This window comes from Martinezella lusitana (genome assembly GCF_014207095.1).
Classification (GTDB): domain Bacteria; phylum Pseudomonadota; class Alphaproteobacteria; order Rhizobiales; family Rhizobiaceae; genus Rhizobium; species Rhizobium lusitanum_B.
The window spans coordinates 639,464-660,321 of the sequence record NZ_JACHBG010000002.1 but is presented as its reverse complement, the minus strand read 5'-3'; the positions used below and the strand labels follow the sequence as shown (position 1 = coordinate 660,321).

At 59.7% G+C, this 20,858-nt stretch carries 21 protein-coding genes; 10 read left to right on the top strand and 11 right to left on the bottom strand.

Annotated elements, in window-relative coordinates; translation table 11 throughout:
- Positions 1–9: 9 nt before the first annotated feature.
- Positions 10–1,131, bottom strand: a complete 1,122-nt coding sequence (locus tag GGD46_RS07715; RefSeq protein WP_184703133.1) for a hypothetical protein — start codon at positions 1,129–1,131, stop codon at positions 10–12.
- Between the two features lie 289 nt (positions 1,132–1,420).
- Here GGD46_RS07715 and GGD46_RS07710 point away from each other — a divergent pair, with 289 nt between their 5' ends.
- Together GGD46_RS07710 and GGD46_RS07705 are read left to right on the top strand one after the other, a co-directional pair.
- Complete coding sequence (locus GGD46_RS07710; protein WP_184703132.1) at positions 1,421–1,885, top strand: MaoC family dehydratase; 465 nt, start codon at positions 1,421–1,423, stop codon at positions 1,883–1,885.
- Positions 1,882–2,349, top strand: a complete 468-nt coding sequence (locus GGD46_RS07705) for a MaoC family dehydratase (protein ID WP_184703131.1) — start codon at positions 1,882–1,884, stop codon at positions 2,347–2,349. The genes GGD46_RS07710 and GGD46_RS07705 overlap by 4 nt, the downstream gene beginning before the upstream one ends.
- A 97-nt stretch (positions 2,350–2,446) precedes the next feature.
- On the opposite strand, the gene GGD46_RS07700 is transcribed toward GGD46_RS07705, so the two are convergent.
- From GGD46_RS07700 to petA, 4 genes are all read right to left on the bottom strand, one after another.
- Positions 2,447–2,989: an adenine phosphoribosyltransferase gene (locus GGD46_RS07700; RefSeq protein ID WP_034476679.1), complete on the bottom strand. Its 543-nt coding sequence runs from the start codon at positions 2,987–2,989 to the stop codon at positions 2,447–2,449.
- A 117-nt stretch (positions 2,990–3,106) separates the two neighbouring features.
- A complete protein-coding gene (locus GGD46_RS07695) occupies positions 3,107–3,973 on the bottom strand; it encodes a cytochrome c1 (RefSeq protein ID WP_184703130.1) in 867 nt (288 codons plus the stop codon).
- Between the two features lie 22 nt (positions 3,974–3,995).
- A complete protein-coding gene (locus GGD46_RS07690) occupies positions 3,996–5,270 on the bottom strand; it encodes a cytochrome b (RefSeq protein ID WP_184703129.1) in 1,275 nt (424 codons plus the stop codon).
- A 14-nt stretch (positions 5,271–5,284) separates the two neighbouring features.
- Positions 5,285–5,863 (bottom strand): ubiquinol-cytochrome c reductase iron-sulfur subunit, encoded by a 579-nt coding sequence (petA, locus tag GGD46_RS07685; protein ID WP_184703128.1) that lies wholly within the window; start codon positions 5,861–5,863, stop codon positions 5,285–5,287.
- Positions 5,864–6,331: 468 nt separating this feature from the next.
- Between petA and GGD46_RS07680 the strand changes: the two genes are divergently transcribed.
- Entirely contained in the window at positions 6,332–7,279 is a 948-nt protein-coding gene (locus GGD46_RS07680; RefSeq protein ID WP_184703127.1) for an endonuclease/exonuclease/phosphatase family protein, read from the top strand.
- Between the two features lie 34 nt (positions 7,280–7,313).
- Here GGD46_RS07680 and GGD46_RS07675 read toward each other — a convergent pair whose 3' ends face one another.
- A complete protein-coding gene (locus GGD46_RS07675) occupies positions 7,314–9,176 on the bottom strand; it encodes an ABC transporter ATP-binding protein (protein WP_184703126.1) in 1,863 nt (620 codons plus the stop codon).
- A gap of 277 nt (positions 9,177–9,453) precedes the next feature.
- Here GGD46_RS07675 and GGD46_RS07670 point away from each other — a divergent pair, with 277 nt between their 5' ends.
- Positions 9,454–10,065, top strand: coding sequence for a LysE family translocator (locus GGD46_RS07670; RefSeq protein WP_184703125.1), 612 nt, complete (start codon positions 9,454–9,456; stop codon positions 10,063–10,065).
- A gap of 110 nt (positions 10,066–10,175) precedes the next feature.
- Here the strand turns inward: GGD46_RS07670 and GGD46_RS07665 are convergent, their stop codons facing one another.
- On the bottom strand, positions 10,176–12,029 hold the full coding sequence (locus GGD46_RS07665) for an ABC transporter ATP-binding protein (protein WP_184703124.1): 1,854 nt from the start codon (positions 12,027–12,029) through the stop codon (positions 10,176–10,178).
- 506 nt (positions 12,030–12,535) lie between these two features.
- Between GGD46_RS07665 and GGD46_RS07660 the strand changes: the two genes are divergently transcribed.
- From GGD46_RS07660 to GGD46_RS07650, 3 genes are all read left to right on the top strand, one after another.
- A complete protein-coding gene (locus GGD46_RS07660) occupies positions 12,536–13,030 on the top strand; it encodes a tRNA (cytidine(34)-2'-O)-methyltransferase (RefSeq protein WP_184703123.1) in 495 nt (164 codons plus the stop codon).
- A gap of 78 nt (positions 13,031–13,108) precedes the next feature.
- Positions 13,109–14,266, top strand: coding sequence for a hypothetical protein (locus GGD46_RS07655; RefSeq protein ID WP_184703122.1), 1,158 nt, complete (start codon positions 13,109–13,111; stop codon positions 14,264–14,266).
- Between the two features lie 204 nt (positions 14,267–14,470).
- Positions 14,471–16,114 (top strand): Na/Pi cotransporter family protein, encoded by a 1,644-nt coding sequence (locus GGD46_RS07650; RefSeq protein ID WP_184703121.1) that lies wholly within the window; start codon positions 14,471–14,473, stop codon positions 16,112–16,114.
- 50 nt (positions 16,115–16,164) lie between these two features.
- Here GGD46_RS07650 and GGD46_RS07645 read toward each other — a convergent pair whose 3' ends face one another.
- The gene (locus GGD46_RS07645; protein WP_184703242.1) at positions 16,165–16,425 is read right to left on the bottom strand and encodes a hypothetical protein; all 261 of its coding nucleotides are present in this window, start codon (positions 16,423–16,425) and stop codon (positions 16,165–16,167) included.
- Positions 16,426–16,596: 171 nt separating this feature from the next.
- On the opposite strand from GGD46_RS07645, the gene hemF reads away from it, so the two are divergent.
- The 3 genes from hemF (at position 16,597) to GGD46_RS07630 (ending at position 18,296) form a co-directional block, all read left to right on the top strand.
- A complete protein-coding gene (gene hemF, locus GGD46_RS07640) occupies positions 16,597–17,508 on the top strand; it encodes an oxygen-dependent coproporphyrinogen oxidase (protein WP_184703120.1) in 912 nt (303 codons plus the stop codon).
- Between the two features lie 194 nt (positions 17,509–17,702).
- The gene (locus GGD46_RS07635) at positions 17,703–17,981 is read left to right on the top strand and encodes a hypothetical protein (RefSeq protein ID WP_184703119.1); all 279 of its coding nucleotides are present in this window, start codon (positions 17,703–17,705) and stop codon (positions 17,979–17,981) included.
- 129 nt (positions 17,982–18,110) lie between these two features.
- Positions 18,111–18,296 (top strand): DUF1059 domain-containing protein, encoded by a 186-nt coding sequence (locus GGD46_RS07630; RefSeq protein WP_184703118.1) that lies wholly within the window; start codon positions 18,111–18,113, stop codon positions 18,294–18,296.
- 14 nt (positions 18,297–18,310) lie between these two features.
- On the opposite strand, the gene GGD46_RS07625 is transcribed toward GGD46_RS07630, so the two are convergent.
- The 3 genes from GGD46_RS07625 to GGD46_RS07615 are packed head-to-tail and all read right to left on the bottom strand — an operon-like array spanning position 18,311 to position 20,819.
- Complete coding sequence (locus GGD46_RS07625) at positions 18,311–19,567, bottom strand: CCA tRNA nucleotidyltransferase (protein WP_184703117.1); 1,257 nt, start codon at positions 19,565–19,567, stop codon at positions 18,311–18,313.
- On the bottom strand, positions 19,564–20,199 hold the full coding sequence (locus GGD46_RS07620; RefSeq protein WP_184703116.1) for a CoA pyrophosphatase: 636 nt from the start codon (positions 20,197–20,199) through the stop codon (positions 19,564–19,566). Before GGD46_RS07620 ends, GGD46_RS07625 begins: the two co-directional genes overlap by 4 nt.
- The gene (locus GGD46_RS07615) at positions 20,196–20,819 is read right to left on the bottom strand and encodes a DUF1285 domain-containing protein (RefSeq protein ID WP_184703115.1); all 624 of its coding nucleotides are present in this window, start codon (positions 20,817–20,819) and stop codon (positions 20,196–20,198) included. Before GGD46_RS07615 ends, GGD46_RS07620 begins: the two co-directional genes overlap by 4 nt.
- Positions 20,820–20,858 lie beyond the last annotated feature (39 nt).

Here is a 20,858-nt window from a genome sequence, read left to right as displayed (position 1 = left end):
TGCCGGCGCCTATCTGAGCACCGGCAGTCTCGCTTGCAGGCCATCCGGCAGCTGAGAGACGATGACGCGACGCAATGTCGTCCAACCAATGCCGATCACAAGCACCACCACCCCGACAATCAGCAGAACCAGAAAGCCAACCTGATCGAGCCCGGCATTGTTGTGGCGAAGAAGCGCGCCTGTCGCGAGACCAAGCGACACGAGGCCGGCGGTGACGAAGGCGCGGCGATCGATCACAAGGCCGATCAGCATCATCGCCACGACAACGCCGAGAACTGTCAGCGCCTGCGTATAGCCACCGAAGAAGACGTTGGCGAGGTTGGCGAAGGCAGCAGCGCCGTCACCAAGCTCCAACCGCAACGCCAGCAGAATCGTCGAATAAAGCAAGGCTGGCGCAGTCGCGAGATGCAGCCAGAAGGCAACGTCGGAGCGGCGCGTAACCCTTCGCGGATCACTCAGGTCAAAGCGCATCGCCAACGCAAAGCTGCCGACAGCGGCGGCCAGCAGGATCACGAGCGTCACGGTTGGGTAATCGGCCGGCACGTCCGTGGAGTGAAGCGCCGAGCCGATGACATAGAAGATCGTCGCCAGCAGCAGCCCGAACAGGGAGAAAAGTAGCAATGCCAGCGACAGGGGCACCCGGTAGCGCCAGTAAAATGCCGCTAGCGTCAACGGGAACGGAACGGTCAGCACCAGCGCGCCAATGGTGAAGTTATCGGACAGGGCTGGCGTGGCGCTGATATAGCCTATCACCGTGTAGATAAGCCAAACGACGAGAGCCACTGTCAAAACCACAGCCGGCAGCGCCAGTCGCTGGCGGCGCACCAGGATCTCCGCCAAAAGGACGATCGCCAGCACCAGCAGATACCGATGCGCCAGCCCCCACAGCCCGACGAGCAGGACGATAATGCCGATAGTGATCAGTACGTCATGGAAACCGCGAACGAAACGCGGAGCCTCCGTGTCCTCCAACGGGTTGGCTACCTCGGCTGAAGGTGCGTCCAAAGGGCCGCCGGCCACGCGCGCGCCGATATTCCTCGCGGTCAAATAGGGAAGCAGCCGCTCTGCCTGCGTGTCGGAAATAATCCCCTCGCCGGCAGCATCTTCCAGCGCGATTCTAAGCTCGCTCATCTCTGATCCCATTACATTTCCTTGCCACCAAGCCTCAGCATATCGTTGCGGTACAATCAAGAGCTGCCGGGACATCCACGGCTATTCGGCGGCGGGTATCGCTCGCCACGTCGTTGAAAGGGCTTGCGCCGCGACTAGTGCCTATGCGATTGCCGATCTAGAGCATGTCGCGCAAAAGCGCGTTGCGGTTTCGCGACAACGACATGCCGAGACGCCAGAACCTGAAGAACAAGGAGCAGATCCAAGGGATCGCGATGCGCTTCAGGCGATTTGAAGGACGGCATGAGACATGACGAAACTGGCCTATGAAGACTTCAAGCCCGAGCGGGAATTTCCGCTTGGTCCGAAGCATGTAACGGCTGAGGAAATTGTCGCATTTGCAAGCGAATTCGATCCGCAACCCATGCATCTCGACGAAGAGGCAGGCCGTGCCAGCATCCTCGGCGGCCTTGCGGCCTCCGGCTGGCACACATCTGCGATGTTCATGCGCATGATGTGTGATTCCTACCTTCTCAACACGGACGCCCAAGGCGCGCCGGGCATCGACTTCATGGACTGGAAGAAGCCGGTTCTGGCCGGCGATACGCTGTCCGGCCGCTCCATCGTGCTGGAGGCGCGCCCGATGCGCTCGCGCCCTGGCATCGGGATCGTCAAATTCCGTCACGAAATTGAAAACCAGCGCGGCGAGCTCGTCTGTCTCGGTGAGAATGCGACAATGGTCCGGTTGCGCGCCGGTGCGGAGGCCACGGCATGAAACTGAATGATCTCTACACGATCGGCGAACGCATGGAGATCGGTAGCCATACCTTCACGCCCGAAGGCATCGTCCGCTTTGCGTCGCGCTTCGATCCACAGATCTTCCATATGGATGCCGAAGCCGCCAAGCATTCGCTGTTCGGCGGGCTCTGCGCCTCCGGCTGGCATAGCTGTTCGGTATGGATGCGCAACTTCGTCTACTTTTGGAAGTCCGAAACGGCTCGTCTGATTGAGGAAGGCAAGACGCCGCCCACGCTTGGCCCCTCGCCGGGCTTCAAGAACCTGCAATGGCTGCGCCCGGTCTTTGCCGGCGACACCATCACCTACGGTCTCACCCTCATTGCCAGCCGCCCTCTGGCCTCGCGTCCTGGCTGGACGCTCTATACGCTTGTCTGCGACGGCAGCAACCAGGACGGCACGCAGGTTCTGCGTTTCGAAAGTACTGTGCTGGGATTTGATTAGACCATGGCGGGCTGAGTTCCGCACGGAACTGCGCGATAACACGAAGTGGAGCGGCGGGGAGCGAACAGAACCCCGCACGCGCATCTCGCCGACGAGATCAGTGGCCGGAGAATTCCACCAGAGTGTGAACCGGCACATCAAGCTCTTCGAGCTTCTTGCGGCCGCCAAGATCGGGCAGATCGATGACGAAGCAGGCTGCAACGACTTCGGCGCCAATCTGGCGCAACAGCTTCGTTGCGCCGACAGCGGTGCCGCCCGTCGCGATCAGGTCGTCGACGAGGATCACTCTTTCGCCCGGATTGACCGCATCGCGATGCATCTCCATTTCGTCGACGCCGTATTCCAGGCTGTAGGCGATCCGGACAATATCGTGCGGCAGCTTGCCCTTCTTGCGGATCGGCACGAAGCCAGCCGACAATTGATGTGCCACCGCTCCCCCGAGAATGAAGCCGCGCGCTTCCATTCCGGCGACCTTATCGATTTTCGTGCCGGCATAGGGCTGCACGAGCGCATCTACCGCGCGACGGAACGCCCTGGCATCGCCAAGCATCGTCGTGATGTCACGGAAGATGATGCCCGGCTTGGGATAGTCCGGAATGGAGCGGATGCTGGCGGCAAGCTCCGATGCAATAGTGTTCATCAAATATAGTCTCTCAGGCTGTGATAGGGCCGGCGGCACCCTACCAATATGTGGGCGCTATACCAACAAAAAAGGCGGCCTCAACGGGCCGCCTTTTGCATGTCGGTCTGTTCTTACTCAGTGAGCACCGGCCTTGGCGTAGACGGAACGCTTGGTGAGATAGATCAGGATCGAGAAGATCAGCAGGAACACGATCACCATGAAGCCAAGATGCTTACGATCTTCCAGATGCGGTTCCGAGGTCCACATCAGGAATGCAGAAACGTCGCGCGCATACTGGTCCACCGTCTGCGGCGCACCGTCATCATAGGTTACCTGTCCGTCCGAAAGCGGCTTGGGCATGGCAAACGTCGCGGCCGCATCGAAATACGGATTGTAGTGCGAGTTCTGCGGCACCTTGAAGCCAGCAGGCGGTTCTTCGTAACCTGTCAGCAGCGAGTAGATATAATCCGGGCCGCCTTCCTGATACTGCGTGAAGATATCGAAGATGAACTGCGGGAAACCGCGCTCGACTTCGCGTGCCTTGGCAAGCAGCGACATGTCAGGCGGCACGGCACCGTTGTTCGAGGCCGCAGCCGCTTCGTCGTTCGGGAACGGCGAATTGAAATGGTCGGACGGAACCGCCTTGCGGCTGAACATTTCACCCTGAGGGTTCGGACCGTCCTGCACTTCGTAGTTGGCTGCGAAGGCCTTAACCTGCGCCTCCGTATAGCCGAGATCTCCCAGCGTACGGTAGGCGACAAGCTTCATCGAGTGGCAGGCGGAACAGACTTCCGTATAGACCTTGAGACCACGCTGCAGCTGTGCCTTGTCGTAGTAGCCGAACGGGCCGGAAAAAGACCAGTGCTGCTCGCGCGGCTCCTTCAGCGGATAATGCGGTGTCGCGGCTTCTGCGGCAGGCTTCGTTTCCTCGGCAACGGCAGCGACCGTAGCAGCGCCGCCGATAAGCGTGAGCGACAGAAGGCCGACAATAAGTTTCTTCATCGTTTTCTTCCTCTATCGCCGGTTATGCCTGAACCGGAGCGGCAGCTTTACCGCCCTGCTTCTCAAGAACCGCTTCCGTAATGGAGTTCGGAACACGCTTCGGTGTCTCGACCAGGCCGAGTACCGGCATGATGACGAGGAAGAACAGGAAGTAGAACAGCGTCGCGAACTGTGCCGCCGTGGTGTAGATGCCTTCCGCCGGCTGGGAGCCGAGCCAGCCGAGAAGAACGGCATCGGCGACGAACAGCCAGAAGAACAGCTTGTACCAGGGACGATAGACGGCCGAGCGAACCTTCGACGTATCGAGCCAAGGCAGGAAGAACAGCACGATGATGGCGCCGAACATGGTCAGAACGCCGCCGAGCTTCGAGTCGATCGGGCCGATGTTGAAGGTGATCGAGCGCAGCATCGCGTAGAACGGCAGGAAGTACCATTCCGGAACGATGTGGGCCGGCGTCTTCAGCGGGTTGGCCGCGATGTAGTTGTCGGCGTGGCCGAGGAAGTTCGGCAGGTAGAAGACGAAATAGGCGAAGACCAGCAGGAAGATGGAAACGCCAAGCGCATCCTTCAGCGTCGCGTAGGGCGTGAAGGGCACGGTGTCGGTCTTCAGCTTGACTTCGACGCCGGTCGGGTTCGTCTGGCCGGTTACATGCAGCGCCCATATGTGCAGGATCACGACACCCGCGATCATGAAGGGCAGCAGGTAGTGCAGCGAGAAGAAGCGGTTGAGCGTCGGATCGTCAACGGCGAAGCCGCCGAGCAGGAAGGTCTGGATCCAGTCGCCGACCCATGGGAAGGCCGAGAAGAAGCCGGTGATGACGGTCGCGCCCCAGAAGGACATCTGACCCCAGGGCAGAACGTAGCCCATGAAGGCGGTTGCCATCATCAGGAGGTAGATGATCACGCCGAGAATCCAGAGGATTTCGCGCGGTGCCTTGTAGGAGCCGTAGTACAGGCCGCGAGCGATGTGCAGGTAGACAGCGACGAAGAAGAAGGACGCACCGTTGGCATGCATGTAGCGCAGCAGCCAGCCATGGTTGACATCGCGGACGATCTTTTCGACCGAGTTGAAGGCGATCGCGGTATTGGCCGCGTAGTGCATGGCAAGCACGACACCGGTCAGAATCTGCAGGACCAGCATGACGGCCAGCATCGCGCCGAAGGTGTAGGCGTAGTTCAGATTGCGCGGGACCGGGTACGCGATGAAACTGTCATAGACCATACGCGGCAGCGGAAGCCGCGCGTCGACCCATTTTTCGAGCCCTGTCGATGGCTCGTAAGACGAATGACCACTCATGATTCAGCTCCCCCTCAACCGACCTTGATCTTCTTATCCGACGTGAACGCATATTGCGGTATGGAGAGGTTCTGCGGCGCAGGCCCATGGCGTATGCGACCGGCGGTATCGTAGACCGAACCATGGCAGGGACAGAACCACCCGCCATATTCCCCTGCCTGACCAAGCGGGATGCAACCGAGATGGGTGCAGACGCCGATCATGACGAGCCAGTTTTCCTTGCCCTCGCCCGCCGAACGGGCAACGTCTGTTGCCTGCGCATCAGCCGGGAGATTGGCATTGCGAGCAACCGGATCCTTCAGGTCCGAAAGCTGCGTGCCCTTGGCATCGTCGATTTCCTTTTGCGTGCGGTTACGGATAAAAACGGGCTTGCCGCGCCATTTCACCGTCAGGGACATGCCAGGCTCGAGGCTCGACACGTCGACTTCGATGGATGCAAGAGCAAGCGTCGATGCGTCCGGCCGCATCTGATCGATAAACGGCCATGCAACCGAAACCGCGCCAACTGCGCCGGCCATGCCTGTCGTCAAATAAAGGAAATCGCGGCGCGTAGGCTCGCCTGTGGATTCACTTGTCGTACTATGCTCGCTCAACGCTGCACATCCTCTTCCCGCAAAACCACGGTGAAACCGCGGTACCCCTCTCACTAACGGCGAATCAATGCGACCACAATTCCGCCATAGATTCCTCCGTAACCCGCTGCGTTCTAAGCTTGATCGCAAATTATGTCCAGCCTTGGCAAGCTTAGAGGGCACAATGTCGCGGCAAAACTGCGCTATTGCGTCGCAGAGCGGCAACGCAAGCGTTCCCGTCGTAAGAATGGGAAGCTAAGCTCATGAAAAACCATGAATTTCACTCCGCACCAATTTTGCTCCGCACCGCAAAATTGACAGCATTTTCTGTGCTGCACCGCAGGAAATGTCGCCATAGTCGCGATTTTATCACTCCGCAGGGCTTAATTCTTACCTCTTAAAACCGAATGGATTTCCCCGGCAATTTGTGGAGGATTGCAGTCGGACCTTACGTCGTGAAAATATCGAAAATCAGCACGAGAATGTCCCATGAGGCACACAGTTTATTGCGTTCTTTGCGTTCTCGCCACGCTGGCTTTGGGCATCCTTGCAGCACGTTATGCCGCCGATCTCTGGGTACTGGGCTTTTTCGAAAGCCTGCAGACCCATATAAGCCTGTTTGCGATCATACTGGCGCTGATCGCATTCCTCTTCAAACGCCACTGGTACGCGATGTTCCTGACAGTGGCAGGCGCCGCGCTGGCGATCCACTCGGTGTTCATGCTGCAGGAATACGCCGCATCCTCCCTTGTCGCGTCGGCGGAGGCGGGCGGCGGGCATTTCAGGCTGCTATCCTTCAATATCGAGGACAGCAATTTTGAAAACGGCACCCGTATTACCGACTTCATCGTTGGCTCCAATGCCGATGTCGTGGAAATTTTCGAGGCAGGACCGATTTTCTCGGAAATGGATCGCATCCTCAAGGTCTATCCCTACCGCATCGGCTGCGGCGTGATGACCACCGATTGCGATTCCTTGATACTGTCAAAAAGACCGTTTCAGACCCAGATGATGCGCAGCCTTGGCAGCCTATGGGACAATCGCTTCATTCTGGCCACCATCGACATGGATGGCCAGCCGGTGAATTTTGCCTCGGCTCATCTGAGCAAGCCCTATTTTGACGAGTTCCATCAGGTCGAGCTTGGTCTCCTCGCGGCAGCCCTCGAGGATGTGAAGGGACCATTGCTTCTCGCAGGCGACTTCAACGCTTCCGTCATCACGCCCGACATGCGCGACTTTCTCGCCGCGACCGGTCTGCGTCATGCCTTTCCGGAGCCGGCAACCTGGCCGATCGCAGCAGGAGCCTATGGCATCACCATCGATCACGTCTTCGCCCGCGCCCCGCTGCGGCTGATATCCGTGACGCAGATCCGCGATGCGATGGGCTCGAACCATTTTGGTCTGATGACGGAATTCAGCGTTCCTCGCCATCAATAAACATGCATGCCGCGATCGAGTAGGGCGGATGCGATCAATCCGAATCCGCAGCAATGAAGCCGCCGGACTGGCGCGCCCATAGCTCGGAGTAAAGGCCGCCACGAGCGATCAGCTCTTCGTGGGTTCCCTCCTCGATGATTTCGCCCTTGTCGATGACGATCAGCCGGTCGAGCTTGGCAATGGTCGAAAGCCTGTGGGCGATCGCCAGAACGGTTTTGCCTTTCATCAACCCGTCGAGGTTGGATTGCAGCACGGCCTCAGCCTCGGAATCCAGCGCCGACGTCGCCTCGTCGAGCACGAGAATGGGCGCATCTTTCAACATGACGCGCGCGATGGCGATACGCTGACGCTGGCCGCCGGAGAGCTTGACGCCGCGCTCACCTACATGAGCTGCGTAAGCCACGCGTCCCTTCTGATCCTGCAGAGCAGTGATGAACTCGTCGGCCTCTGCCTGTCGTGCCGCTTCCACCATCTGCTCGTCGTTGGCATCCGGACGGCCGAAGAGAATATTGTCGCGAATGGATCGATTGAGAAGAGCCGTATCCTGCGTCACCATGCCGATGGCGCCCCGTAGCGATTCCTGCCGCACGCCGGCAATATCCTGGCCATCGATCAGGATGCGGCCGCCTTCGAGATCGTAGAAGCGCAGGAGCAAGTTGACGAGCGTCGTCTTGCCCGCCCCGGAACGGCCGACGATGCCGACCTTCTCACCTGCGCGCACACTGAGAGAGAAATCATCGATGATGCCGCCGCCGCGCCCGTAATGGAAGGTCACATTCTCGAAACGGATTTCAGGACCGCTGATCGCCAGATCCTTGGCCGCAACCCGGTCAACCAGTCCGATGGGTTCGGAGATCATCTCGGCCGAGTTCTGGATCGTGCCGAGATTGCGCATGATGGCGTTGAATTGAGACATCATGCGGCCGAAGAGCATGTTCAGTCTCAGAACCATGCTGAGGGTGAAGGCGACGCCGCCGGTCGAGATCTCGCCAGCCAGCCAGAGATGCACGGCGAGCGCGCCGATCGTGGTGATCATGACGCCGGAGAGCAACGCAAGCGACGAGCGCACGCCGGTCAGCAGCCGCGTAAACGGCATGACGGCGGCCTGGAAGCGGTCGAAACCCCGCCGGATATAGTCGTCGTTCTGCTCCTCCCGTCCGAAGAGCTTCAGCGTCTGGATATTGGCATAGGCGTCGACCATGCGCCCGTTCAGCATCGAGGATACCTCAGCGGCGTTGCGCGCATGCTGCCGGATGCGCGGTACGAAGTGGCGGGCCAGCAGCGAAAAGACGCCGATCCACACCGCAATCACCAGCGCCAGCCGCCAGTCGAGCCCACCGACGAGCGCGATCGTGGAGGCGGCATAGATGATGATGAACCAGACCACCTGCAGTAGCGACACGACGAGATCGCCCGTCGCCTGCCCCGCCATCCAGACTTTGGTGACGACGCGGCCGGAGAAATCATTCTGGAAGAATTCGACCGACTGCCTCGCCACATGCCGGTAGGCCTGCCAGCGCACGAGATTGAGAAATCCGGGAACGACCACCTGCTCCTCGACCAACGCGCCGAGGCTGACGATCACGAAGCGCACCACGAGCACCACGAAGACCATGCCGAGAAGTGCGCCACCGTGACCGGCAAGCAGCCCGGTCCACCCCTCGTCCGGCTTCACCTTGTCGAGGATATCGACCAGATGACCGACGAACCAGAACAGTGCCGCCTCCAGCATGGCAACGGCTCCACCGAGCGCCGCCATCGCCAGGAACGGCCCCTTCGCCTGGCCGACATAATACCAGATGAAAGCGCCAAGCGACCGCGGCGGGCGGAGATCGCCGCTCCGGTAGTAGGGATCAATCCACGTCTCGAACAGACGGAACACCGAACGAATGAACATGGAAGCGATATAGGGAATTTCCGAAGGCCCGGAAAGTAAAGGCAGGAGCCGCAGAAGGTTACATTTTCGTTAGAATGCCATGGCTGAGGGTTTCGATTGAAGCTCGGCGCGAGATGGCGGCGACGCGCAATTTCATTCAAGACCGAAGAACACGGCAGCTCGATATTGCTCGAAACGATCATCGAGTGAGAACCATGCCCGCCACTTCGTCTCAAGCTGACCCGACATATTCACCTCACCCGTCGCCAATCCCCTGCTCTCCCGTGGGAGCAATCGCATGAGCATGGAGTTTTTGATAACGACTCTCATCATCGTGGCGTCTCCGGGCACCGGAGCAATCTACACCCTCGCTGCGGGATTATCGGGCGGCGCCAGAGCGAGTATCGTCGCCGCGTTCGGCTGCACGCTCGGCATAATCCCGCATTTGCTTGCGGCAATCAGTGGTCTTGCCGCGCTCCTGCACACCAGCGCCTTGGCGTTTCAAGCGCTCAAATGGCTCGGAGTCGCCTATCTGCTCTATATGGCATGGTCGATGTTTCTGGCGCGAGGCATGTTGCGCGTCGACGGTGCGCCGACTGACAAGGACAGCCGGCAAGTGATTGGCTCGGCAATCCTGATCAATCTCCTCAATCCGAAACTGTCGATCTTCTTCTTCGCCTTCCTGCCTCAATTCGTGACGCCGGATCAGCCTAACCCCGTTGCGCTGATGCTGAAGCTCAGCCTGATATTCATGGCGCTGACCTTCATCGTCTTCACAGGATACGGCGTGTTTGCCGCCTACCTGCGACGCCACATCGTCTCGAATCCGACCGTGCAGTCGTGGATGCGGCGAAGCTTCGCCACAGCGTTCGGGGCACTCGCACTCCAACTCGCTCTTGCAAGCCGTTAGCCCGCAGCGTCGTCTTCCCGACGCCTTGGTTCCGTTTTGGATACTGGGAAAAATAGCCACTAAGGGAAAACAGCAACTGGGGCGCCAAAGCGCCCCAGTTGTTCAGTCCCCTATTGAGCAGCCGCTTCAGCCTCTTCGTGATCGGCGAGGAAGCCGCCGGACTGGCGACTCCAGAGCTCGGCATAGATGCCGCCATTCTGGGCCAGCTCCTGGTGCGTGCCCATCTCGATGATCCGGCCCTTGTCGAGAACGACAAGGCGGTCCATCTCGGTCAGCGTCGACAGCCGGTGCGCAATCGCGATCACCGTCTTGCCATGCATCAGCGCGAAGAGGTTTTCCTGGATCGCCGCTTCCACTTCGGAATCGAGCGCCGAGGTCGCCTCGTCGAGCACCAGGATCGGCGCGTCCTTCAGGAAGACGCGGGCGATCGCGATACGCTGCCGCTGGCCGCCTGAGAGCTTGACGCCTCGCTCCCCGACCTGCGCATCGAGCCCCGTGCGGCCATGCATGTCGACCAGGCCCTCGATGAACTCCCACGCATTGGCGCGCTTGGCCGCCCGGATGACATCCTCATCAGTCGCGTCGGGGCGACCATAGGCGATGTTGTCGCGGATCGAGCGATGCAGCAATGACGTATCCTGCGTCACCACGCCGATCATCGAACGAAGGCTGTCCTGCGTGACGCCAGCAATATCGTGACCGTCGATGGTGATGCGGCCGCCTTCCAGATCGTAGAAGCGCAGCAAGAGGTTCATCAGGGTCGTCTTGCCGGCGCCGGAGCGGCCGACCAGACCAACCTTTTCACCCGCACGGATATCGAGGGACAGGTCTTCCATGACCCCCTTCGCCTTGCCGTAGTGGAAACGAATGTGATCGAACCGGATCGCACCCTGCTTGGCAATGATCGGCGATGCTGCCGGCTTGTCGATAATGTCGTGCGGCTTCGTCATCATGCCCATGCCGTCATAGACCGTGCCGATGTTTTCGAAGAGCGCCGAGACTTCCCACATCACCCACTGCGACATGCCGTTGACGCGCATGGCAAGGCCGATGGCAATAGCGATGGAGCCGACCGAAATCGTACCATTGAGCCAGAACCAGATCGACATGGCCGAGACGATGAACAGCGCCGCGCAGTTGTTGAAATAGACGCTCGCGTGGAACAGCGTAACCTTCCGCATCTGCTTGTGCACGGTATCGAGGAACTCCTCCATGCCGGCCCTGGCATAGGTCTCCTCGCGACCCGCATGCGAGAACAGCTTTACCGTAGCGATGTTGGTGTAGCTGTCGACCACGCGGCCCGTCATCATCGAGCGCGCATCGGCCTGCTGCGACGCGATCTTGCGCAGCACAGGCACGAAGTAGGAGACGATCGCCACATAGACGCCGAGCCAGAGCAGGATCGGGAACATCAGGCGCCAGTCCGCCGCCGCGATGACGAGGATCATCGAGAGGAAATAAGCGAACACATAGACGAAGACGTCGAGGATCTTCATCACCGTCTCGCGCACGGCAAGCGAGGTCTGCATCACCTTGGTGGCAACGCGGCCGGCAAACTCGTTGGCGAAAAAGGTCATGCTGTGGCGCAGCAGGAAGCGGTGCATCTGCCAGCGTGCGATCATCGGATAATTGCCGAGCAGCACTTGATGCATGATGAAGCTGTTGAGGATCGCCGCAAACGGCAAGCCGACCAGCACCATCGCGCCCATCCAGAACAGTTTGTGCCATTCCGTCTGCAGGAAGGTCGCCTTATCCGCCTTCGTCAGCCATTCGACGATATCGCCGAGGAACTTGAACAGCGCCACCTCGCCGACTGCGATCGACGTGGTGAGGATACTCATGGCGATCAGCCACGGCAGTGCAGGTTTGGAATAGTGCCAGCAGAATGCAAAGAGGCCCTGCGGAGGCGTATCCGGCACCTCGCTCGGAAATGGATTTAGTCGGCGTTCAAACCAGCCAAACATTGAAATGCTCCAAAGACTCGACCCTGTGACCACCCGTTGCGCCCAAAGGTCGCAGATTCATATGGTGGTTGGGCGATAAAACAACGAGGCTATGCCAGCCGCGCAATGACTCAAAAAGGGGGGAATGCTTGCGAATTCGCGCCTTGTGGCGCTCTCAGCGGGTCCGAAAAAAGGCCGACAGGAGGCGCATCGTCACAAACAAGATATCCATCATGAGCCTCCTTCGTTCGCAAGTTGTAGAGCGCTTGTCTTTTAGCGCGGCTTTTCTTTTTTGAAAAGAGGAATATGCCTGAAAAATGGGCGAAACCCTTCAATTCTGCTGATGGAACGCATCACGAAAATCGACAAATCAACAAAAATCGGAGACAAATCCCGGCGATTTCGCTAGAGCGGATGATCTTAGGCCGAATTGACCTAAGATCATCCGCTCTAGAATCAAAGAAGTAGAGCATGATCTCGTCCGAAAGCCGCGTGCACTTTTCGGCATCATGCTCTAGTTGCAGCACATGACCATGCTCCGCATCGCCCTCTATCAGCCCGACATCCCCGGCAACACCGGCACGATCCTGCGGCTCGCCGCGTGCCTCGGCCTCGGCGTCGACATCATCGAGCCGGCCGGCTTCGACATATCCGACCGCAACCTCAAGCGTGCCGGCATGGATTATCTATCAGCCGTCACCCTGACACGACATGTGAACTGGGAGCGTTTCGAGGCATGGCGTCTGGAAAGCAGTCGCCGGCTGGTGCTGGCCTCCACCAAAGCGGCGCAGCCCTATACCGGCTTTGCCTATCGCGATGACGACGTGCTTCTTTTCGGCCGCGAAAGCGCCGGCGTTCCCGATCACGTCCAAGAAAAGGCCGACGGCCGCGTCCTAATTCCGATGGTCGAGGGCCAACGCTCCATCAACGTCGCGATGTCCGCGGCGATGATATCGGGCGAAGCGCTGCGACAAACGCAATGGTCGCCACTTCCCCCGGGATCGAATGTCGCACCCCAATAGGCGTTGGCACGTCGGATAAAGTGTGAGAAGCTTGGCCTTGGAATGCTCTAACTCAGGCAGCCTTGGCGAGGTGACCCCATGTTCCAGACGGCATTCACACTTTCCCTTACGCAGTTCGCACGCACATTGAGCCTCCCCGAGCGGCTGCAGCGTTCCCCTGCCCGCAATCTTGCGCTTGAAGGCCTCCGCCAGCGGAACCTTGCGCTGGATGCCCTATTCTACGACATCAAGGTGATCACGCCGGAAGAGGCCTTCTACATCAGCGACTCGCTGGCTGCCGAAGGCGCGATCATGATCGTTCCGCCAAGCGGCGGCGCGGCGATACGCCTTTCTGAAACGGTGGATGAGTTTGTGTTGAGAGGCGGTGACAAGGTGCGAGCGCTCGCTGTCGCCGGCATCGGCGGCTCGGCACTTGGCGCTGCCGCCTTCGCCCGCAATGTCGCCGATGCGGTGCAGGGACCTGTCGCCGTCGTCGTCTCCGGCTACGGCATCGCCGATGCCATTACCGAGGCATTCGGAGGGCATTTCTTCTTTGGCCACCTAAGGGGTCTGCGCCCGTTTCTGGAAACACTGGACGATCTCGCCGGACGGCCCAAAGTCGGGGCGTATGGCAAGGCATCGGCAAGCCGCACCAGCCTGGCGACGCGCACCGTGCAGGCGCTTCTTGCAGACGAGCGTCTCTCCTTCGATTTGTTGGTTGGTCACTCCAAAGGCAATCTGGTCCTCTCAGCCGCCCTGCACGACCTGTCCAAGCAGGCGGCAGCTCGAATAGCAGCGCACGCCGCGACTGTAAAAATCGTGACGATCGGCGCCCGCATCGCGATGCCACCGGCCTTCACCGATGTGGTCGACGTCATGGGCACATGGGACTGGTTCGGCGAAATCAACTCGCGCCCGTTCATCGACGCCGATCGGCGCGTCCCGCATGCCTGGCATCATACGAATACTGACTTGAACGGGCATTTGCCCGTGACTGCGACACTCAAGGAAATCCTGGCAGCCTCCCCCTCTCTCGCCAAGCGGCAAGTCGAGGAACGCGGAACCGAAACTTCTCCGGAACTGCCGGCCACGGCGGCTGAGCCCGCCGTTTCACCCTCTTCGATCGGCCCCAAACCGCGACCCGCGACGATCGAAGAGGTCAAGCAGGCCTTTGCCGCCGGTGCTGGCGCGGCAGCGAACACATCGCAGATTGAATCAGGCTCCCCCGAAGAGTTGCAGCCGCCTCAACCGCACTGAAACGCGCAGTGCGCAAATATTGATCCAATATGTCGCAAGCGACTGTGGACTATGGCTTGAGCAGGCGTATAATATTTAGCCGGCAAGCAAAATCGCCTCGTATTAAAAAACAGAATTAAACGCTGAAATTCATGCCTTTTCAGTAGGTTATTATCGCTTTCGGAATCACTTCGGCATGGTGGCATGAGAAAGACCTAGAAGAAAATGGAATCCACCATCGTCATGATCAATCTGTTCGGCGCCGTCGGCCTGCTGCTGTTTGGCCTTGCGCAGGTGAAGGATGGTGTGTCTCGGGCATTCGGCGCCCGCTTGAGAACCGGCCTTGCCAAGGGAACGCGCAGTGGCCCGCGTTCGTTCGTATCTGGCTTCCTCGCGACGATCGCATTGCAAAGCTCCACCGCGACAGCGCTGATGATCGCCTCCTTCGTCGAACGCGACCTTGTTCTGCCGAGCATGGCGCAGATCGTCCTGCTCGGCGCCAATGTCGGCACGGCGGTCACGGCATGGATTGTCGCGACCGGCATCGAATGGCTCTCTCCCCTCATCATCCTGATCGGTATCGTCCTTTATCGACGCGCCTCCACCTCGCAGCAGGGCGCAGGAGCCGCGCTCATCGGCATCGGGCTCATGCTGCTGTCGCTGCAGCTTCTGAGCCTTGCCACGGCTCCGATGCGGCAATCGGCAGCGCTCGGCGCCTTCATCGGGCTGCTCGACGGTGCGTTGCCCGTCGCGCTCATCTTCTCGGCGGTGCTGGCCTTCGTATCGTCGTCCAGCCTTGCCGTCGTCGTACTGATCCTCTCACTTGCGTCTACGGGGATCTTGTCACCGGCCCTGACGGTCGTCCTCGTCCTCGGCGCCAATCTCGGGGGTGCCGTTCCGCCGCTCGTGGCGACGCTTTCCGGTCCTGCGACCGCCCGGCGCGTCACTCTGGGCAACCTGATCGTGCGCGCCATTGGCTGCCTCATCGTACTGCCGCTTGCCGGCTATATCGGTGACTGGATGCAAAGCCTGCATTTCTCACCGGCCAAGCTGCCGGTGGATGTGCACCTGCTCTTCAATATAGCCTTGGCCATTTGCGCATGGCCCTTCTCCCGACTGCTGTCGAAGACCATGCTCAGGATCGTTCCCAATGATCCGCAGACCGACGATGGGCCGAAGTTCCTCGACCAGCAGGCCCTTCAGACGCCGGTCGTGGCGCTTGCCAGCGCCACGCGCGAGGTTCTCGCTGTCGGTGACCTTATTGAGCGCATGCTGATCCGCACGGAAAATGCCTTCAACAACAATGACCTGGTGCCATTGAAGGAAATTCCGGTTCTGGAAAAGCGCGTCGACCGCATCCAGCAGGAAGTGAAGATCTATCTCTCGAAACTCGGACGTGACGGACTGGACGATGAGAATGGCCGCCGCTCGATCGTCATTATCGACTATGCCATCAACCTCGAGCATATCGGCGACATCATCGAGAAAGGCCTTGCCGAACAGGTGACGAAGAAGATCGACAAGGGCCTGACCTTCTCGGAAGACGGATATCGGGAGCTTCGAAGCCTCTTCAGCCTGACAGTCGACAACCTGCGCATCGCCCAGACCATCCTCGTCACGCGCGACTTCAATCTTGCGAGACAGCTGATGGAAGTGAAGGTGGATGTGCGCAGGCTTGAGAAGCAATCGTCCGAGCGCCACCTTGAAAGACTGCGCGACGGTCGCGTCGACAGCCTGCAGACCAGCTCGCTGCATCTGGACATGCTGCGCGACCTGAAACGCATCAACGCCCACATCGTCTCGGTGGCTCATCCGATCCTGGATGAAAGCGGGCTGCTGATCGAAAGCCGGTTGAGGAACACGCAATAGTCATCGCGCAGGCTCATTGCCTGTCGCAGCAAACGATCACTTCGTCCGTTTCAATCCGCCGACGGCAAGCGCCGCATGGTGAATTCGATACGGTCGCCCTCGATCTGACGCCAGCTTTCGACTTCGGTCCAATAGGCGGCCTTCGGAAATTCGTCGAACCATTCGCGTGCCTTGGCACGTGCATCTGGACGACTGAGACAATAGGTCTCGCGAACGAAATCGCTCTTTCCTCCGGCTGGATGCTCCTGCCGGTAGCGGAATATTCTGCTTCTCAACCCATCAAGGGGCGGCGGTCCGGGTATCTTCATGATCAAACCTCGCCTTTGAGAGAGGGAACATAATACCGCACCGGGAATTTGGCGAGTCGATTCTCCTGCGACGTCGCTGCACTGGCTGCGCCGCAGAGTTGCTGTTATTCACGATCACGATACATAGGATGCGAATCGTGAGCCGCCGGCCGCTCGCACCATCGGAGAGCATGAATGGAACGACCCAATCTTCCCAAAGGACTGCCTGAGGATATTGAAGCAAAGAAGGAGGCCGCCCGAGCCTGGTTCGAGAGCCTGCGCGATGCGATTTGCGCCGAGTTCGAGAAGCTGGAAGACGAGCTTGCCGGACCTCTTTCCGATCAGGAACCGGGAAGGTTCGTCGCGAAGGATTGGCTGAGGGAAAACGGCCAGGGTGGCGGCGGCCGTATGTCGATGATGGAAGGCCGCGTTTTCGAGAAGGTCGGCGTCCACACGTCGACGGTCTATGGCGAATTCTCTCCCGATTTCCGTAGCCAGATCCCGGGTGCAGAGGAAGATCCGCGCTTCTGGGCTTCCGGCCTGTCACTGATCGCCCATCCGGTTAACCCGAACGTGCCGGCCGTGCACATGAATACCCGCATGGTGGTCACGACGAGCCATTGGTTCGGCGGCGGTGCCGACCTGACGCCGGTGCTCGACCGTCGGCGCACCCAGGAAGATCCCGACAGCGTCCTTTTCCATCGCGCCATGCAGATCGTCTGTGATCGCCACGACGTCGCGAATTACCAGCGCTACAAGACCTGGTGCGATGAGTATTTCTTCCTGAAGCACCGCAACGAGGCCCGCGGCATCGGCGGCATCTTCTTCGACTGGCTGCATTCGCCGGAGGAAGCGGGCGGCTGGAACGCCGATTTTGCCTTTACCCGCGACGTCGGGCGCGCCTTTTCCATGGTCTACCCGCGCATTGTCCGCTCGAATTTCAACGAGACTTGGACCGAAGACGAGCGCGACGAACAATTAATCCGCCGCGGGCGTTATGTTGAGTTCAATTTGTTATATGATAGGGGTACAATCTTCGGGCTTAAGACGGGCGGCAATGTCGAGTCGATCTTGTCGTCCATGCCGCCGGTGGTGCGTTGGCCTTAGAGCGTATGCTTCCTTACGGAAGTGCAAAGGACGTTCTAAATCTCTTAGTCTACGCATCAGGCTTTCCGAAAATCGATTCCGATTTTCGGGCCGATGCTGTAGGGCGTTCAATATAAAATGATCAGATAAGCCCTGAAATCGGCGGAGTGAGTGCCTAGGTTACGTAATGCTCGTTTCAATCGGAGGAGGTTGTAATGGCAGTACAGAATCAAGTCACGGAAGTTTCCAAGGAAAAGAAGCTTTCGCGCACAGTCGATAGTCCGGAGTTCGTTGTCCGGCTAGCGGAGGATATGCGGGTCCGCAGTGGATCCGATTTACCCCTGTCCTGCTTCATCGAACAGGTGAGAATGCAGCTTGCAGGTAAGTCACCACGCGACATCGCTCGCATGGAGGCCGATCGTTCGGCTAGACAAGTGCCTATCACCGGGTATCAGTCGTCCGACTGCTTTAAATCCTGGGCCATGCCGGACTAACATCCGAAGAAGCGCGTCCGGCAGGCCAAGGGCTTTGCCGGACAAAGAAACCTTTCCCTGCCCGTTGCGTTTAACCTTCATGCCGAAAGACATGAAGGTTAAACGCCGTAGAAGAATGAGGAGGAAGATATGCGACTGTTCGAATGCGGTACATTAGTTCCCGGCTGCACATGGCACACGCGCGCCAAGGACGATGCCGAAGTGGTTCGTCGCGCCGTCGAGCACTTGCGGGACGCTCATGGCGAAACAATCGTCCGGGAAAACATGATCGACAATATCAAGACACGCATTCGCGACGAGGCAAATGCGGCCTGATCGGCACCTTGCCGTCAGGCGCTTGCCAGATCCTTCAGCCGGGCGAGAAGCTTCGCCCGGTCATCCGTAAAGTTTCCTTCGAGCCATTCCTGCTCCAGCTTGCCAAGCAACTCTCCGACACGCGGGCCGGCGGTGACGCCGGCGGCCAGCGCATCCGAGCCACTGAGCGGAAAGGCGGGCTTCTTCCATTTCGACGCGCGCTCTAGCAAGTTGCCAAGCCTGGCAGAACGGGCCATTTCCTCAAAATCCCCTTCCGCCTTGCCGCGCGCAACAGCGAGCGCCAGCTTCAGCCGAACCGTGACGCCGATTGGATCGTGGCGATAGAGCAACCGGTCGAATGCGGCCTCCGATATATCATCCTTGATAGCGGGCGCGCTTGCCCAGGCCTGCATATGGCCTGCTTCGGCCTTCGAAAGGCGCAGCCGCTCTGCCAACTTCGCAAGTCTGCCTGCGTCCGGCGGCACGATGGCGGCAAGCCGCAGCAACGGATCGGCGACCCAATCGAGCGCCTGCTCGGTGGCAATCAGGGCCGGAATGGCGTCGATGCCCCATTTTTCCGTTTCCGGCAGAACCTCGGTCAGCACACCCACCTGACGCATCCAGAGCAACGCTCGACCGGGATCCCCCGCCGAAAGCAGCTTCTTCATCTCTGACCAGACGCGCTCGGCCGACAATGTCGCGATCTTCGATCGGGCGGCGGCGCAGGCGCGCAGTCCGTCAGCATCCGGCCGGCCGTTGCCATAGTGGGCGAAGAAGCGGAAGAAGCGCAATATGCGCAGATAATCCTCGGCAATCCGCGTTGCGGCATCGCCGATGAAGCGGATATTGCGGCGCTCCAGATCGGCAAGCCCGTCAACGAGATCCACGACGCTACCATCAGCAGACGCATAGAGCGCGTTGATCGTCAGGTCGCGCCGTTCCGCATCCGCCTGCCAATCCTCGCTGAAAGCTACGATTGCGCGCCGTCCGTCGGTTTCAACATCGCGCCGCAAAGTGGTGATCTCGAACGGTGTGCCGTCGATGACGAGCGTGACCGTTCCATGCGCGATGCCGGTCGGCACGGCCTTGATTCCAGCCACCGCGGCTCTTTCGACCACAGTCTCCGGCAAGAGTGACGTCGCAATATCGATATCGGCGACAGGCAACCCCATGAGACTGTTGCGCACGGCTCCGCCGACGACGCGGCCTTCGCCGCCATCGGCATTCAGCAACGCCAGCACCCGCTGCAGCGCCTTATCACGAAACCAGGGCTCGGCGGCGACGGAGGTCATGTGTAAAGCCTTTCATAAAGCGTGCGGACGATGCCCGCCGTAATGCCCCAAATCATGCGCTGCCCATAGGGCATGCGATAGAAATGACGTTCGGTTCCCTGCCAGAGCATGGTGTCAGTCGTATGGTGGTTTGGATCCATCAGGAAGGAGAGCGGCACCTCGAAGGCGTCTTCCACCTCGGTCGGGTTCAGCGCCAGATCGAAACCCGGCTTCACCACCGCCAGGATCGGCGTGATGCGAAAACCGGTCGCCGCCAGATAATGCGGCAGGCGCGCTACGGGCTCGATGAAGATATCCGCAAGCCCGATCTCTTCGCCTGCCTCGCGCACGGCAGCCATTTCCGGCGAAGCATCCTCCGGGTCGATGGCACCGCCCGGAAAGGCGATCTGGCCGGAATGCTTGCGCAGGGTCGAGGTTCGCAGCGTGAAGATCACCTTGGCGTCGGCGCCACTATCGACAACGGGAATGAGAACGGCGGCATCCTTCAGCTTCAGCCCCTCGACCTGCAATATGGTTTCGGGATTGAGGCGATGGTCGCCGTGATCGCGCCAGGCAAGCTCGACCGGGCCGCCGCTCTGCTGGAGCGCACGGCGCCGAAACTCATCTGCGGAATAGAGAGGGAATTCGCTCATCGCGTCAGCGCATCCAATTCGGCAACCGGCATGATCGGGAATATAGAGCCGCTGGAGCGCACGCAGAACATCTCGCGCCCGGCGATTTCGACAGGTTCACCGAGTTCGACGAGATCATACATGACCGCGCGCGTCACCAGCGCGTCAAGCCGCCCGCGAACATGCAGATAGGGCTTCAGCTCGTCGTTTTCGCCGCGGATGACGAAGCGGATCGGATGATCCCTGCCCGCTTCGACGACATCGCCGACATTGGTGCGGAAGGTCAGCACGCGCCGGCCGTCACGCTCGGTCACGCTCATCTCAACGGCGACGAAGGGCGCATCGACCACCTGGATGCCGACCTTTTCCACAGGCGTGACGAGATAGGTCTTTCCGTCCTCATCCTTGCGCAGGACGGTGGAAAACAGCCGCACCAGTGGCGCACGTCCAATCGGCGTGCCGAGATAGAACCAGGTTCCGTCAGGCCGGATTTCCATGTCGATATCGCCGCAGAATGGCGGATTCCAGCGCTCGACGGGCGGCAGCCCCTTTTTGCGGCCGCCGCTATCACCGGCGGCGCGCGAAATCAGCGCTGCCAAGCTCGCTGCGTCGCCCGTTGCCCTGATTTCCTCAGTTGCCATTCTTCCGTCCCGGTTGGCGGTTAATCACGAATACGACAG

Coding starts and splice junctions, on each gene's coding strand:
- GGD46_RS07715 (WP_184703133.1), bottom strand. CDS start 1,131: ATGAGCGAGCTTAGAATCGCGCTGGAAGATGCTGCCGGCGAGGGGATT.
- GGD46_RS07710 (WP_184703132.1), top strand. CDS start 1,421: ATGACGAAACTGGCCTATGAAGACTTCAAGCCCGAGCGGGAATTTCCG.
- GGD46_RS07705 (WP_184703131.1), top strand. CDS start 1,882: ATGAAACTGAATGATCTCTACACGATCGGCGAACGCATGGAGATCGGT.
- GGD46_RS07700 (WP_034476679.1), bottom strand. CDS start 2,989: ATGAACACTATTGCATCGGAGCTTGCCGCCAGCATCCGCTCCATTCCG.
- GGD46_RS07695 (WP_184703130.1), bottom strand. CDS start 3,973: ATGAAGAAACTTATTGTCGGCCTTCTGTCGCTCACGCTTATCGGCGGC.
- GGD46_RS07690 (WP_184703129.1), bottom strand. CDS start 5,270: ATGAGTGGTCATTCGTCTTACGAGCCATCGACAGGGCTCGAAAAATGG.
- GGD46_RS07680 (WP_184703127.1), top strand. CDS start 6,332: ATGAGGCACACAGTTTATTGCGTTCTTTGCGTTCTCGCCACGCTGGCT.
- GGD46_RS07675 (WP_184703126.1), bottom strand. CDS start 9,176: ATGTTCATTCGTTCGGTGTTCCGTCTGTTCGAGACGTGGATTGATCCC.
- GGD46_RS07670 (WP_184703125.1), top strand. CDS start 9,454: ATGAGCATGGAGTTTTTGATAACGACTCTCATCATCGTGGCGTCTCCG.
- GGD46_RS07665 (WP_184703124.1), bottom strand. CDS start 12,029: ATGTTTGGCTGGTTTGAACGCCGACTAAATCCATTTCCGAGCGAGGTG.
- GGD46_RS07660 (WP_184703123.1), top strand. CDS start 12,536: ATGACCATGCTCCGCATCGCCCTCTATCAGCCCGACATCCCCGGCAAC.
- GGD46_RS07655 (WP_184703122.1), top strand. CDS start 13,109: ATGTTCCAGACGGCATTCACACTTTCCCTTACGCAGTTCGCACGCACA.
- GGD46_RS07650 (WP_184703121.1), top strand. CDS start 14,471: ATGGAATCCACCATCGTCATGATCAATCTGTTCGGCGCCGTCGGCCTG.
- hemF (WP_184703120.1), top strand. CDS start 16,597: ATGGAACGACCCAATCTTCCCAAAGGACTGCCTGAGGATATTGAAGCA.
- GGD46_RS07635 (WP_184703119.1), top strand. CDS start 17,703: ATGGCAGTACAGAATCAAGTCACGGAAGTTTCCAAGGAAAAGAAGCTT.
- GGD46_RS07630 (WP_184703118.1), top strand. CDS start 18,111: ATGCGACTGTTCGAATGCGGTACATTAGTTCCCGGCTGCACATGGCAC.
- GGD46_RS07625 (WP_184703117.1), bottom strand. CDS start 19,567: ATGACCTCCGTCGCCGCCGAGCCCTGGTTTCGTGATAAGGCGCTGCAG.
- GGD46_RS07620 (WP_184703116.1), bottom strand. CDS start 20,199: ATGAGCGAATTCCCTCTCTATTCCGCAGATGAGTTTCGGCGCCGTGCG.
- GGD46_RS07615 (WP_184703115.1), bottom strand. CDS start 20,819: ATGGCAACTGAGGAAATCAGGGCAACGGGCGACGCAGCGAGCTTGGCA.